Origin of the sequence: Priestia sp. 179-F W1.4 NHS, assembly GCF_045369295.1 — a bacterium.
Taxonomy (GTDB): Bacteria; Bacillota; Bacilli; order Bacillales; family Bacillaceae_H; genus Priestia; species Priestia zanthoxyli.
Genome location: NZ_JBIQFF010000004.1, coordinates 263669 through 276914, shown reverse-complemented (window position 1 = coordinate 276914; position 13246 = coordinate 263669). Strand labels below are relative to the sequence as shown.

The following is a 13246-nucleotide window of genomic DNA, read 5'->3' as shown; positions in this document are numbered from 1 at the left end:
ACATGAATGTTTTACGCATGAAGACCAATCGTTTGCTTTTCACCTAGAATCCAATTGACTACTGCTAAAAGTTCTTCAGGCGTTTGTGCTTCGATTTCTTTATGGTAAGCAGCAATCGCGTTATACAATGTGCTCATTTTATCAGCATCCTGCAGCACTGCCTGCAGCTGACTTTCTAACGATTGATCCGCCTTTAGTTCTTGAACTAAGTTTTTCTCTGTTAAATAGCGTAAATTCACCTCTTCTTGACCCGGTAAAGCAGAATGAACAAAAATCGGTAAATTTTTGCGAAGAGCTTCACTGACCGTGATACCACCTGGTTTTGTTACAATAGCATCCACTCGCTCATACAGTTCATTCATTTCTGTGCGTGATGAAATGTACGGAATTGGTGTAACGTGTTGTAGTTCCCACCCTTTGATTTCTTCATATAACTTTTGATTTTTGCCGCATAAGACAAAGTAATGAAAATGGCGCGCGTCTTTTAAATCATTGTAAAAATCCATAATATTGCCTAGACCGCTGCTGCCTCCGGCAATTAAAATATTTCGGTTACCAGGATGCTTAACAGTTCTTGTTTTTGTTATTTCTTCATGTACCGGTATCCCTGTGACCATCATATTTTGAAGTGGAATTTCACTTTGAGCACGAAGCCCTCTTTTTACTTCTTCACTAGGAAGAAAGTGAAAGTCAATCTCTTCTTTTCCCCATAAATTATTAATAAAGAAATCCGTGTAGACATTTATAATAGGAACATTGCACTTGCCTTTTGCTTTTAATAGGCTGAGCAAATAAGAAGGAAATCCATGTGTGCATATAATTAAATCCGGATTTTCTTCTTTAACTAAGTGCTCCATTTTTTTTGCGAATACGTGATGATACCATTTGAATGAATGAACAGGCGGTTCATAAAAGAGATGTTTGTATGCCATATTGTATGTTTCTGGAGCATAACGAATCCATTTCAAATATGTGCCTGTAACCACTTTTTCTAATAGTTCGTTTGTATAACTTAATAAATCTATTTTTTTATAACAAATATTTGTTGTTCTTCTTTCCAATATATCCATTAACGCCTCTGCCACTTGATGATGGCCAGAAGGCATTTTTAGAAGAGGTAAAAATAAAACCTTTTTCAACTGTTTCATCTCCTATTCTAAAAGCAGTTTCTTCCTCTCCTTTTTATATCATTAAATGCCCTTGAATTTCGGATTTTAATTGATTTTTAATGTGAAATTCATCGTTTTTTTAGAGTGTCAATCTAAACTAAGAGTGAAAAGTACTGCATAAGGAGAAAACAAATGAACCTCAATTACGAAGTATTTCAATGGATTAACTCGTTTGCTGGTAAATCCAGCGCAATGGATTCTGTCATGGTTATCATTACGAATAGCGTTCCTTATTTTATAATGGCTTGTTTGCTTTTGCTTTGGTTTAGCGGAAAAACAGAAAGAACAATTTATCACCGTTATACGGCTTTATACATGTTGTTTACAATTGTCCTTTCTCTTTGTATCAATGAAGTCATTCACCTGGTGTATTACCACCCGCGTCCGTTTGTGACTCATCATGTTGATAAGCTGATTCCGCACCCGGCTAATTCATCTTTTGTCAGTGATCATTCGATTTTAGTCTTTTCTGCTGCTTGGATCATGTGGTTACGAAAAAACAAATGGAGAAGCGTCATTTTTATATGGGCTGCCATCTCGGGCCTTTCACGCATTTACGTAGGTGTCCACTATCCAGCAGATGTACTTGGAGGCATGGTAATTGCGGGAGCTATCAGCTGCTTTGTTATCTATCTTTCAGATAAAACAGCTCCTCTTATCCAGCGATTATTCTGGATTCACGATGTGATTATCAAGCGTATTCCGTTTCTGTCTCCTTACACGCATGAACAAATTAGTAAAAAAAATCATTCAGCTTAAAGACGCTGAGACAAAAATAGTATAGTTGAAGTGAAAAACGAACCACTAATCAAACCGTTTGATCAGTGGTTCGTTTTTTTGGGTTACGATGAACGTAGATTTTATCTGTTTCGTTCCTTCTGACAGCTGATTGGAGGACAAAGCGAAGTCTTGCACGGAAATCAACTACCGTGTCACAAGCGGTCCATACGAGCTCATTTATCCGATTTGTTCGTCTTTAGATTGCATTGATTTCGTTATATCTCAATCTCTTTTTATTATTTATAAAAAAAAAGATTGTTCACTTTCTTGACTTTCACTTTTATTTATTTTATATTAGTTGATGTATCAAACATTGATGTATCAAATATTAATCCATCAATAAATATCATAGAAAAAAGGGAGCGACTTTCTTGTCACATTCATGTTCTGAAAAAGCAAATGTTCTGTATGCTCTGCAAGAAGTTAATAAACAAATTAATCAAAAGTTTGAGCATTGTACCGGTGTTAGCCAATCACGTCTTGATATTTTACATCAGCTTTATGAAACAGGTGAAATGAGTCAAAAGGCGCTTCAACAGCAAGTAAACATTGATAATGCTGCAATTACAAGGCATTTAAAGCAGCTAGAAGAAAGAGATGTTGTATCACGCCGTAAAAATCCTGATGACAACCGCGTAACATTTGTAAAGCTTACGAAAAGCGGACATGAAAAAATCGGTGCATTTCGAAACGAAAAAGCTCGCTTTATTGATGAAGCATTTAAAGATTTCAGCGAAGAAGAACAGCTGCTGCTTTCCAAAATGCTTGAGCGTTTAAAAGTAAACATTTCGGCCATTGAACGGTCATAACATTTTTAACATAAAGGAGAGTTCATCATGACACAAACAAAAACACTAAACAATGATTTCCAAGATATTATTACAGGGCGCAGATCTATTCGTTATTACGATCCAGCTGTCAAAATCAGCCGTGAAGAAATGAAAGAAATTTTAACAGAAGCGACGCTAGCTCCATCTTCTGTTAATGCACAGCCTTGGCGCTTTCTAGTAATTGATAGCCCTGAAGGAAAAGCAACACTAGCTCCGCTTGCTAAATTTAATCAATCACAAGTAGAAACATCGGCAGCTGTTATTGCGATATTCGGCGATTTAAAAAGCGAAGAAAATTTAGATGAAATTTACGATAAAGCTGTTGAACTAGGCTATATGCCACAAGAAATTAGAGATATGCAAATTCCAAAAATCAAAGCGCACTACGCAGCTGCTTCTGAAGAATTAAATAAAGAAACGGTATTAATTGACGGCGGTTTAGTATCTATGCAGTTAATGCTTGCTGCACGTGCTCACGGTTATGATACGAATGCTATTGGCGGTTATGAAAAAGATCAAATTGCCGAAGCATTCGGTTTAGACAAAGAACGCTATGCACCGGTTATGTTACTTTCAATCGGCAAAGCAGCAAATAGCGGTTACCCTTCTGTACGTTTACCAATTGAAAAAGTAGCTCAATTTAGATAATAAAAAAGGTGCTGTGTATTCAGCACCTTTTTTTATCCTCCACTAACGGGTGGAATAAATGCAACGGTATCTCCCGTTCCAATGATTTCTTCATCTGTTACAAACTCTTCGTTGACTGCTGTCATCGTTTGATTCAGAGAGGACAGCTTATATGTTTTTTGTACATATTCCTTTAATTCCTTCACTGTTATATCTTGCTTATCAACTGTTACTTGTTCCACTCCAGCCTCTTCACGTATAGCAGCGAAAAATAAGACGTTAATCATTTTTACATCTCCTTCAATGGCTTTCCTTCAGGATATTCTTTTGTTTCTAACTGATCGCCAATCCATTTTGTTCCATCTTCCCAAAATTCCTTTTTCCAAATTGGCACAATTTGCTTAATACGTTCAATAGCATACTCATTTGCTTCATAAGCTGTTTTGCGATGCGGAGAAGAAACCGCAATAACTACTGCGACTTCTGTTATATCAAGCTTTCCGATTCGATGAGTAATAGCTGTCAAAGCATCCGGCCACTTTTCCTGAATTTCGTCACCAATTTGGCTGAGCATTTTCACTGCCATTGGCACATAGGCTTGATATTCAAGAGAGAGCGTCTTTTTGCCTTTTGTAAATTCTCTTACCGTTCCAGTAAATGTCGTAATAGCTCCCGCGTCTCTTCTAGAAACTTTTTTAATTATTTCATCTACCGCAATTGGCTGATTTACTACTTCAAATAAGTGCTGGTTCATCTTCTTTCCCCCACTTCTTTCAATAAAAAATTAAGATAAAGCTCGTCTTCTTGTAAGTGAAACATTGGATATGCTCGCTGCACTTCGTTTTTAAGCGGAATGTGACTAATCACGCATATGATATTGGTTAGAGAGGAAAGCAGAACAAGATCTTCTTCACTTCGAATCAAGACTGCTTTTGGATAGGATTCTTTTTTATATCCTTCAACAAAAATGACATCTGGCGAGAAAAATTGATAAAAATCAATCAGCTTTTTTAGGCTCCAGTCTTTACTGTTTGCCGTAAGCTGAAGGATCCCACCTCCTTCTACGCCTGCCACATCGGCACCTGCTTGCTGGTGGCGATGACTGTCTTTTAGCTCACTGCTGCTATCTGGAGGTCCGCCGTGTCCATGGTGCTTAATAGAACCTACACGTAGATCGAATTGTTTCGCTTTTTTAATTAGCTTTTCCACTAAAGTCGTTTTTCCGCTGTTTTGAAATCCAACTACTTGTAAAACGGTGCAACTTGCTACCAAGGCCATTCACTTCCCTGCACGTCATCTAGCAATAAGACGTCAACCAGCATTCCTTCTTTGTACCCTCTCGTCCCTCCGGGAAATATAATTAACGTATCCGCATGAGCTAAAGAAGAAACAGCACTAGATTTTGTAAAGCTTAAAGGAGAAGCAATCAGCTGTCCTTCCCTGTATGAAAGCCTGCTAGATACAAATCGCATAAAAGGATTTGGCTTTAAGAAGTCTTTTCCTAACAAAGCTTTTTCTTTCCGGAGGTGAGGGGTTCTTTTCCCCGCATATGTACTGATGACCGGACGAGCTAGCAGTTCAAAACCAACGTAGCAGGCCGTAGGGTTTCCCGATAGACCAAATAAAAGCTTGTCTTCCATACGTGCAACTGTTGTGACACTGCCTGGTCTCATCGCTATTTTATTAAAAAGAACTTCGGCCTGTAATTGCTTATACACCTCTGGTAGATAATCATAATCTCCTACTGAAACGCCCCCCGTTGTAATCAGCATGTCTACTTCTGATAGCGCAGATTTTACTGCGCTGTAGCACTGACTTAAATCATCGGGCATAATACCAAAATAGTTTACTTCTCCTCCAGCTTTTTCAATTTGGGCACGAAGCATATGAGCATTGCTATTACGAATTTTCCCTCGCTGAACAGGATCACGTACTTCCACTAGTTCACTTCCCGTTGCAAGTAATCCAACTACAGGCTTTTTGAAGACAGCTACGTTACTATAACCAAATGTGGCTAGAAGAGCAGCTACTCCCGGAGTGATATACGTTCCTTTTGAAACTAACATAGTGCCTTTTTTTGTTTCTTCTCCTTGAAACGAAATGTTATCTCCGCTGTTAAACGACCGCTTGATTTGAACGACGGGCTGGTTGTCTTTTGTATATTCTTTTGTTACTTCAAGCATTGCCACCGCATCGCAGCCTTTTGGAATAGGAGCTCCTGTCATAATACGCACAGCCTGCATCGCGTTGACTGTATGTTCAAAAACAGAACCCGCTCCTATCTCTCCTCGAACATCCAGTTCTACTGGATGAAGTGATGATGCTTTTTTCGTATCTTGTGACCGAATAGCAAAACCATCATATGGAGAACGATCAAAAGCAGGAATGTCATGATCTGCCATTAAATCTTCTGCTAAAAATCTGCCGTGAGCTTCTTCAAGCGCAATGATTTCTTGCTTTCCGCTTTTGACATACTGCATCACTCGCCCAACGCATTCTCCGACAGGGATAGGAGTTCGCTTTTCTCTCATTTTTTCACTCCTTTACTCATCCTAATAAACGATAATATAAACTTCTCGCAAATTGAATATCATTCGTTCCATGAATAAATACACGGCCATCTTGAAAAATAACAAAGCGCTGCTCTGGAAGCTGACATGACAGAAGATATGAGTTGCGGTCTACTTTCCCTTGGTTTTTTAAACGCTTTTCCAATTCATCAAAGTTGTGTAAATGCTGCTGCGAGGGTCTGATCTGAACCGTCTCTCTGCCGCAAAGAACTTCTGTTTTAAGCTGATTTTCATACGCTAAGTACGGATATGTGCGTGCCGATCCGCAAGAAGAACATTCATAACTTTTCATTTTACCTGTCTTAAATTCAGCGTGCTGATTATTCCAGACGTCAAAAGTTAGAAATGTGTGTCGCAAAGCTTCAACGTCTCCCACTAAAATTTTTAATGCTTCGGTTATTTGATAGGCTGCCACAATTTGAACGGCTGGACTGATAATTCCTGCTGTCTCACACGTCGCTCCTCCCACAGGCACTTTTTTCAATATGCAGTGCAGACAAGGGGTTACGTTTGGGATAACGGTATAAGTGGTGCCATAACTCCCTACACATGAGCCGTAGATCCAAGGAACTTCATACTTATGTGACAAATCATTTAAAATAAAGCGAATGTCGAAATTGTCTGTCGCATCGATAATCAAATCAGCTGTTTGGACGATACTTTCTAAATTAGCAGGCTGAGCATCCATCACCAGCGCTTCGATTTTCACTTCTGTGTTTATTTGACGCAAACGATTTTTGGCTGCTACAGCTTTAGGCAGTTTGTTTTGCGCATCTTGTTCTGTATAAAGCTGCTGACGCTGCAGATTACTCCATTCTACATAATCACGATCTACAAGAGTCAATTTTCCAATTCCAGCACGCACGAGAGCTTCTGCACTAGCGCTGCCTAGAGCCCCTGCGCCTACAACTAAAACATGCTTACTTCTAATTTGCTGCTGCCCTTTGTTTCCAATGGACTGGAAAAGCTGCTGACGTGAATAACGTTCTGTCACTCTTTTCTCTCCCTTTCTCGTTCAATCTACGACTTCACTATCTATTCCTTCGTCAAAGATATTTCTTTAAAAACATGCTATTATACACATAAAGCTAAGCTGCTTTACGGACGCTTATGTGCATAAATATACAAATATATTTTGATGGAGGTATTTAATAAATGTCCATTGCCGGCATTGTATTAGCAGGAGGAAAATCTTCTCGCTACGGTCAACCAAAAATGTTTGAAACCTATAACAAGAAATCATTTTACGAATATAGTATAGATGCATTAAAAGAAAATCACGTCACACCTATACTTGTGTCTACCAACCAAGATTTACTTCCTTATTTTCAAAGAAAAGATGTTTCATTTACAGTTGAAAAATGCCCGTATCAAGGACCTTTGTATGCAATTCATCATGCTTTAACTGCAATTGATTGCCGTGCTGAATGGTTCTTTATTCTTTCGTGTGACATTCCTTTTGTTAATGCTGAGTTTGTTCATAATATGATTACCCTAACTCAGGCGAACTCAGCTGATATTGTTCTTCCTGTTCAGCCAAATCACATGCACCCGCTTCTAGCCCTCTATCACCGTAGAACGCTTCCTCTTATTGACCAACTCGTTACACAAGGTGAAAGAAGGCTTACAGGATTGTTGAATCAGGCAAACGTCCTTCGCGTGCCTTTTTCAGCAGAAGATCCTACTTTTATAAATGTGAATCATCGCAGTGATTGGCATTTATAAGGCTTTTTTTGAATTATCCACCAATATGAGACATTTCCACTTTCTCAGCGCCTTGGACCTGTCTTCCGTTAGCCCGCTCATCTGAGTAACGATCTTTCCGATGATTCCAGATATCAGAAATGGTGTCACAAACAGTATGATCAGATGCTTGTGATCGTATCAGTTTCCGGAGGTCGTACCCTTTTGACGCAAACAAGCAGGTATAGAGCTTTCCTTCAGCCGATACTCTTGCGCGTGAACAAGTCGAACAGAATGAATCTGTCACGGATGAAATGATACCAATTTCCTCTTCTGTCCCAACATACCGATACCTGGTAGCTACTTCTCCCGTGTAATGAGGCGGAATTTCTTCAAGAGGCATTTCTTGTCCAACTATATCAAGAATTTGTTTCTTTGTTATAACCTCATCCATTTTCCATCCGTTTGAATTTCCAACATCCATGTATTCAATAAAGCGCAGCGTATGTTTTTTGCCTTTAAAATATTGGGCCATCGGAAGGATATCCTGCTCGTTCTTGCCTTTTTGGACAACCATGTTTATTTTGACTGAAATCCCCGCAAGAGTTGCTGCCTCTATTCCTTCTAACACTCGTTTGACGCTTCCTCGGTTTCCGTTCAGCTCTTGAAATCTCACTTCATCAAGCGAGTCTAAGCTGACGGTTACTCTTGATAATCCAGCTTTTGATAAGGCTTCTGCATGCTTCTTTAACAGTGAGCCGTTTGTTGTTATGGCAATATCATCTATACCCTCAATTTGCTTCAGACGATTGATTAGATCTGGCAAGCCTTTTCTTAGCAGTGGCTCTCCTCCCGTTATACGCACTTTTTTTACTCCTAGCGATGCGAATAATCTCGTGAGTCTCTCTAATTCATCAAACGAAAGAATATTTTCGGCAGGTAAAAATGGATAGTCTGCCCCAAAAATTTCTTCAGGCATACAATATCGACAGCGAAAGTTACAGCGATCTGTTACGGACAAACGCAAGTCTCGTAAAGGGCGCTTTAACGTATCAACTATAGCGTATGACATCTGCCTCATCTCTCCTCTCTAGCTGTCAGCTTCTCCACAGCAGATTAACTTTCTCTTAAAATTCTTTCCGGGCATGTATAAATATTTAACGAATCACTCCGGATAAACCCTACCGTTGTAATTCTCAATTCTTCTGCTAGATTTAAAGCAAGTTCAGTCGGAGCGGATTTTGAAAGAACCACTTCACACCCGATCTTCGCTACTTTCAACAAAATTTCTGAAGAAATACGGCCGCTGAAAACGACTACTTTATCCCTAATTGAAATATGGTGTTTTAAGCAATACCCATATAGTTTATCTAGAGCATTATGCCTGCCAATGTCCATTCTGCTAAGCATGAAACCATTTTTATCACAAATGGCAGCGTTATGAACGCCACCCGTTTCTTGAAACGTAGCAGCAGATTGCTGCAGCTTATTCATGAGTTGAAAACAATCCTTAATTGAAAGTTCTACCGATATATCATTCATTTTTTTAGCAGTCAGCGCATCATTTATAAAGACAAACCCTTGTCTGCTCGCCCCGCAGCAAGACGTGATATATCGTTTATTTTGAAGGTTTTGAAAATACGGGTTTAATTTATCTATTGTAACATGAACATACCCTTCTTTTTCTTGAACCCATATGTTTTTAATGTCTTTGTATTCTCGAATAACCCCTTCAGATGCTAAATAGCCAATTACCATATCTTCAATGTATTGAGGGCTACATACCATCGTGACAAACTCTTCTTCATTAATTTTCACAGTCACAGGAAACTCCGTTACAATTTTATCTTCCACGCTTTCCATTTCACCATTTTTAAATCTAAGAACTGTACGCTTCTTAACGGTCGAATTCATGTGATGTCTCCTTTTTTAAATAATGTTTTTATCAAAAACAAATACGGAAACCGCTATATTTTCTTTTATTTTCATATCTGAAAATAAATTAACCAGCTTTGCTCCTACCAATTCTTCTAGCCCTTCCGGCGGATTCGATGCATATACATCTTGAATCATTTTTGTTCGAGCTAAATGAACCATGTCACACCCTTCAGAAGTGCTTGCAATAAATGTTTCTGTCGGAGTTAAATTTCCATACAGTGTTGAGACAGCCATATTTTCAACAAAAACCGTATGTATTCTTTCCGGTCCTTTTCCAAATAAATCTTTTCGAAGCTTCCGAATAATATCATTAAATTCATGAATTGTTTTTGACATAATCAACGCTCTCCCACCGATTAAAATTAAATTGTGCATTTTATTCCTACAGTTTTTTTATCATAAATCAACACTTCAAAAAATAAAAGCCTAAAATCTTTGCAGCAAAACTTTTGAAGAGAGTTGGGTATTTAAAAAAGTTGTGCATTTAAAAACGTAGCGATATAATTATAAATAACCGAGATGGAATAATAATAATAATAATGAATTGTTATTACTCTATCACTTTTTCTTAACGATATAAATGGGCCGGATTGGCATATTAGTAAGACCTGCTAGTAAACTATTCCACCATGATTGCACTTCCCTTATTTAATTAGGCATGTGTATTCATGGTGGTTTTTTGTTTTATATAAAGGAGGAAAACAAATGAGTCGTGAAATCATCACTGTTCATATAAATGGTAACGAATACAAGGCAGCTCCAGGTTCTACCATACTCGAAATTATTAACCAGCAAAACATCGAGCATCCTCAGATTTGTTATGTGGCTGAAGTAGACCCTATTCAAACTTGTGACACATGTATTGTTGAAATGAATGGCGAGTTAGTTCGTTCTTGTTCTACAAAAGCTGAAAACGGCATGAAGATTGAATTACAATCAGCACCCGCAAAAGCGGCACAGACGGAAGCAATGGATCGCTTATTAGAAAATCATTTGCTATACTGCACCGTTTGCGATAATAACAACGGAAACTGTAAATTACATAATACAGCCGAAATGATGGAGATTGAACATCAAAAATACCCCTATACGCCAAAGGCCTCAGAGGATGAAGTCGATATGTCTCATCCGTTTTACCGTTATGACCCTAATCAATGCATTGCTTGTGGACAATGTGTAGAGGTTTGTCAAAATCTTCAAGTTAATGAAACGCTCTCTATCGACTGGGAAGCGAAACGTCCCCGCGTTCTCTGGGATGATGGTGTAGCAATCAATGAATCTTCTTGTGTGAGCTGCGGTCAATGTGTAACAGTATGCCCTTGTAATGCCTTAATGGAAAAATCTATGCTCGGAGAAGCTGGATTCATGACCGGACTTCCAAAAAGCGTTTTGAATCCAATGGTTGATTTAGTTAAAGAAGTGGAACCAGGGTACAGCGGAATTTTTGCTGTTTCAGAGGTGGAAGCAGCTATGCGTGAAACTCGGACGAAAAAAACAAAAACCGTCTGTACATTTTGCGGAGTTGGATGTTCATTTGAAGTGTGGACAAAAGGCCGCGAAATCCTTAAAGTTCAACCTAGCTCAGATGCTCCCGCAAACGCTATTTCAACCTGTGTGAAAGGAAAATTCGGCTGGGATTTTGTAAACTCTGAAAAACGTATTACTAAGCCTTTAATCCGAAAAAATGGCGCATTTGTAGAGTCGTCATGGGAAGAAGCGCTCGATTTAGTAGCAAGCAGGTTAAACTCCATCAATCAGCAGTACGGACATGGATCCGTTGGTTTTATCTCTTCTTCTAAGATTACAAACGAAGAAAACTATGTTATTCAAAAGCTGGCTCGCCAAATGTTTGAAACAAATGACGTAGACAACTGTTCTCGCTACTGTCAGTCTCCTGCAACCGATGGATTATTTCGAACAGTCGGAATGGGAGGCGATGCCGGCACGATAAAAGACATCGCAAAAGCTGGACTGGTTATCATCGTTGGAGCTAACCCTGCCGAAGGTCACCCTGTATTAGCAACTCGTATCAAACGCGCGCATAAGCTTCATGACCAAAAACTAATCGTCGCAGATTTGCGCAAAAACGAAATGGCTGAACGCTCTGACATTTTTATCAGTCCAAAACAAGGTACGGACCAAGTATGGCTAATGGCTGTAACAAAATACATGATTGATCAAGGATGGCACAACGAAAAATTTATCCAAGAAAACGTCAACTATTTTGAAGACTTTAACTCTTCACTTGAAAAGTACACGCTTGAATATGCTGAACAAATTACGGGTATTTCAGCAGCAACACTCATTCAAATAGCTGAAATGATTCGAGACGCCGATGGAACCTGTGTGCTGTGGGGTATGGGCGTGACGCAAAATACAGGAGGCTCTGATACATCAGCGGCTATCTCAAACCTGTTGCTTGCTACTGGAAACTATCGACGCCCTGGTGCAGGCGCTTATCCACTCCGAGGCCACAATAACGTGCAAGGCGCATGCGATATGGGAACTCTTCCCGCTTGGCTTCCAGGTTATCAGCACGTCACGGACTCAGTCGCTCGAGAAAAATTTGAAAAAGCATACGGCGTGAAAATTAAAGACAAGCCGGGTCTTGATAATATCCAAATGCTTCATTCAATTGATGAAGGAAAAATGAAAGCTATGTACCTTGTAGGAGAAGATATGGCTCTTGTCGATTCGAACGCTAATCACGTACACGAAATATTATCAAATCTAGATTTTTTTGTTGTCCAAGACATTTTCCTTTCAAGAACGGCTCAATATGCTGATGTTGTACTCCCTGCTGTTCCTTCTCTTGAAAAAGACGGAACGTTTACTAATACGGAGCGACGCGTACAAAGATTGTATCAAGCATTGCCAACGCTTGGTGATTCGAAGCCGGATTGGTGGATTGTTCAAGAGATTGCAAACCGCTTAGGTGCAAATTGGACGTATACACACCCTGGTGACATCTTTTCAGAAATGGCTAGTCTATCACCTCTGTTCAGCCAAGCCAGCTACGAAAACCTTGAAGGCTGGGATAGCTTCTTATGGGGGAGCTTAGAGGGAAAAAGCACGCCTTTACTTTACGTCGATGGGTTTAATTTCCCAGATAAAAAAGCGCGCTTTGCTTTATCAGATTGGGTTCTTCCTGCTGAATTTCCAGAGGAATATGATTTGCACATTAATAACGGACGAATGTTAGAACATTTTCATGAAGGGAATATGACCAATAAATCGAGCGGTATTCAATCAAAGGTACCGGAAGTATTTGTAGAAATTTCACCTCAGCTTGCCAAGGAGCGTGAAATTGAAGACGGTTCGCTTGTCAGATTAATCTCACCGTTTGGAGCAGTAAAAGTACAGGCATTAATTACAGAGCGAGTAAAAGCAAATGAGCTGTATCTTCCGATGCACTCCGTTCATAAAGATTCGGCTATTAACTTCTTGACGGGACCTGCAGTCGACCAACGAACAAATACGCCGGCTTACAAACAAACAAAAGTACGGATGGAAGTATTAAGCAAAGGTGGAAAAACGCCTTTACCGTCTACAAATCCGCGTAACAAAAAACGTCATCCTCAAAATGGGGTCGAGGTTCAGCGTAAATGGAATCGTCCTGGCTACGTCCATTTAACAAGTAAATAGGAGG

Annotated in this window: 14 protein-coding genes; 5 read left to right on the top strand and 9 right to left on the bottom strand. The window is 39.4% G+C overall.

Annotation, left to right across the window (positions count from 1 at the left end; translation table 11 throughout):
- Positions 1-11 precede the first annotated feature (11 nt).
- The gene (locus tag ACH0CI_RS19915; RefSeq protein ID WP_406902129.1) at positions 12-1148 is read right to left on the bottom strand and encodes an MGDG synthase family glycosyltransferase; all 1137 of its coding nucleotides are present in this window, start codon (positions 1146-1148) and stop codon (positions 12-14) included.
- A 153-nt stretch (positions 1149-1301) separates the two neighbouring features.
- Between ACH0CI_RS19915 and ACH0CI_RS19910 the strand changes: the two genes are divergently transcribed.
- From ACH0CI_RS19910 to ACH0CI_RS19900, 3 genes are all read left to right on the top strand, one after another.
- Positions 1302-1928, top strand: a complete 627-nt coding sequence (locus ACH0CI_RS19910) for an undecaprenyl-diphosphatase (RefSeq protein ID WP_406902128.1) — start codon at positions 1302-1304, stop codon at positions 1926-1928.
- A gap of 392 nt (positions 1929-2320) precedes the next feature.
- A complete protein-coding gene (locus tag ACH0CI_RS19905) occupies positions 2321-2758 on the top strand; it encodes a MarR family winged helix-turn-helix transcriptional regulator (protein ID WP_013085370.1) in 438 nt (145 codons plus the stop codon).
- A gap of 27 nt (positions 2759-2785) precedes the next feature.
- Complete coding sequence (locus ACH0CI_RS19900) at positions 2786-3427, top strand: nitroreductase family protein (protein WP_406902127.1); 642 nt, start codon at positions 2786-2788, stop codon at positions 3425-3427.
- A gap of 32 nt (positions 3428-3459) precedes the next feature.
- Here ACH0CI_RS19900 and moaD read toward each other — a convergent pair whose 3' ends face one another.
- Genes moaD through ACH0CI_RS19875 form a run of 5 tightly spaced genes read right to left on the bottom strand, consistent with a single transcriptional unit; the run spans position 3460 to position 6970 of the window.
- Positions 3460-3693 (bottom strand): molybdopterin converting factor subunit 1, encoded by a 234-nt coding sequence (moaD, locus tag ACH0CI_RS19895; protein WP_028412068.1) that lies wholly within the window; start codon positions 3691-3693, stop codon positions 3460-3462.
- Between the two features lie 2 nt (positions 3694-3695).
- Complete coding sequence (locus ACH0CI_RS19890) at positions 3696-4160, bottom strand: molybdenum cofactor biosynthesis protein MoaE (RefSeq protein ID WP_406902126.1); 465 nt, start codon at positions 4158-4160, stop codon at positions 3696-3698.
- Positions 4157-4684 carry a molybdopterin-guanine dinucleotide biosynthesis protein B gene (gene mobB / locus ACH0CI_RS19885; RefSeq protein ID WP_033580429.1) on the bottom strand — a complete coding sequence of 176 codons (528 nt, stop codon included), beginning with the start codon at positions 4682-4684 and terminating at the stop codon, positions 4157-4159. The genes ACH0CI_RS19890 and mobB overlap by 4 nt, the downstream gene beginning before the upstream one ends.
- The gene (locus ACH0CI_RS19880) at positions 4672-5937 is read right to left on the bottom strand and encodes a molybdopterin molybdotransferase MoeA (RefSeq protein ID WP_406902125.1); all 1266 of its coding nucleotides are present in this window, start codon (positions 5935-5937) and stop codon (positions 4672-4674) included. The genes mobB and ACH0CI_RS19880 overlap by 13 nt, the downstream gene beginning before the upstream one ends.
- A 16-nt stretch (positions 5938-5953) precedes the next feature.
- Positions 5954-6970 (bottom strand): molybdopterin-synthase adenylyltransferase MoeB, encoded by a 1017-nt coding sequence (locus tag ACH0CI_RS19875; RefSeq protein ID WP_406902124.1) that lies wholly within the window; start codon positions 6968-6970, stop codon positions 5954-5956.
- 161 nt (positions 6971-7131) lie between these two features.
- Between ACH0CI_RS19875 and mobA the strand changes: the two genes are divergently transcribed.
- Positions 7132-7701, top strand: coding sequence for a molybdenum cofactor guanylyltransferase (gene mobA / locus ACH0CI_RS19870; RefSeq protein ID WP_406902123.1), 570 nt, complete (start codon positions 7132-7134; stop codon positions 7699-7701).
- A gap of 13 nt (positions 7702-7714) precedes the next feature.
- Here the strand turns inward: mobA and moaA are convergent, their stop codons facing one another.
- From moaA to ACH0CI_RS19855, 3 genes are read right to left on the bottom strand one after another with little or no spacing between them, the layout of a single operon-like run.
- Positions 7715-8731 (bottom strand): GTP 3',8-cyclase MoaA, encoded by a 1017-nt coding sequence (gene moaA, locus ACH0CI_RS19865; RefSeq protein ID WP_335708361.1) that lies wholly within the window; start codon positions 8729-8731, stop codon positions 7715-7717.
- 44 nt (positions 8732-8775) lie between these two features.
- Positions 8776-9573, bottom strand: a complete 798-nt coding sequence (fdhD, locus tag ACH0CI_RS19860; RefSeq protein WP_033580428.1) for a formate dehydrogenase accessory sulfurtransferase FdhD — start codon at positions 9571-9573, stop codon at positions 8776-8778.
- A 15-nt stretch (positions 9574-9588) separates the two neighbouring features.
- Complete coding sequence (locus ACH0CI_RS19855) at positions 9589-9933, bottom strand: Na-translocating system protein MpsC family protein (protein WP_013059689.1); 345 nt, start codon at positions 9931-9933, stop codon at positions 9589-9591.
- A gap of 369 nt (positions 9934-10302) precedes the next feature.
- Between ACH0CI_RS19855 and fdhF the strand changes: the two genes are divergently transcribed.
- Positions 10303-13242: a formate dehydrogenase subunit alpha gene (fdhF, locus tag ACH0CI_RS19850; RefSeq protein WP_406902122.1), complete on the top strand. Its 2940-nt coding sequence runs from the start codon at positions 10303-10305 to the stop codon at positions 13240-13242.
- Positions 13243-13246 lie beyond the last annotated feature (4 nt).

Excerpts from the sequence above, each read along its gene's own strand:
- ACH0CI_RS19915 (WP_406902129.1), bottom strand. The coding sequence starts at position 1,148 with ATGAAACAGTTGAAAAAGGTTTTATTTTTACCTCTTCTAAAAATGCCT.
- ACH0CI_RS19910 (WP_406902128.1), top strand. The coding sequence starts at position 1,302 with ATGAACCTCAATTACGAAGTATTTCAATGGATTAACTCGTTTGCTGGT.
- ACH0CI_RS19900 (WP_406902127.1), top strand. The coding sequence starts at position 2,786 with ATGACACAAACAAAAACACTAAACAATGATTTCCAAGATATTATTACA.
- moaD (WP_028412068.1), bottom strand. The coding sequence starts at position 3,693 with ATGATTAACGTCTTATTTTTCGCTGCTATACGTGAAGAGGCTGGAGTG.
- ACH0CI_RS19890 (WP_406902126.1), bottom strand. The coding sequence starts at position 4,160 with ATGAACCAGCACTTATTTGAAGTAGTAAATCAGCCAATTGCGGTAGAT.
- mobB (WP_033580429.1), bottom strand. The coding sequence starts at position 4,684 with ATGGCCTTGGTAGCAAGTTGCACCGTTTTACAAGTAGTTGGATTTCAA.
- ACH0CI_RS19880 (WP_406902125.1), bottom strand. The coding sequence starts at position 5,937 with ATGAGAGAAAAGCGAACTCCTATCCCTGTCGGAGAATGCGTTGGGCGA.
- mobA (WP_406902123.1), top strand. The coding sequence starts at position 7,132 with ATGTCCATTGCCGGCATTGTATTAGCAGGAGGAAAATCTTCTCGCTAC.
- moaA (WP_335708361.1), bottom strand. The coding sequence starts at position 8,731 with ATGTCATACGCTATAGTTGATACGTTAAAGCGCCCTTTACGAGACTTG.
- fdhD (WP_033580428.1), bottom strand. The coding sequence starts at position 9,573 with ATGAATTCGACCGTTAAGAAGCGTACAGTTCTTAGATTTAAAAATGGT.
- ACH0CI_RS19855 (WP_013059689.1), bottom strand. The coding sequence starts at position 9,933 with ATGTCAAAAACAATTCATGAATTTAATGATATTATTCGGAAGCTTCGA.
- fdhF (WP_406902122.1), top strand. The coding sequence starts at position 10,303 with ATGAGTCGTGAAATCATCACTGTTCATATAAATGGTAACGAATACAAG.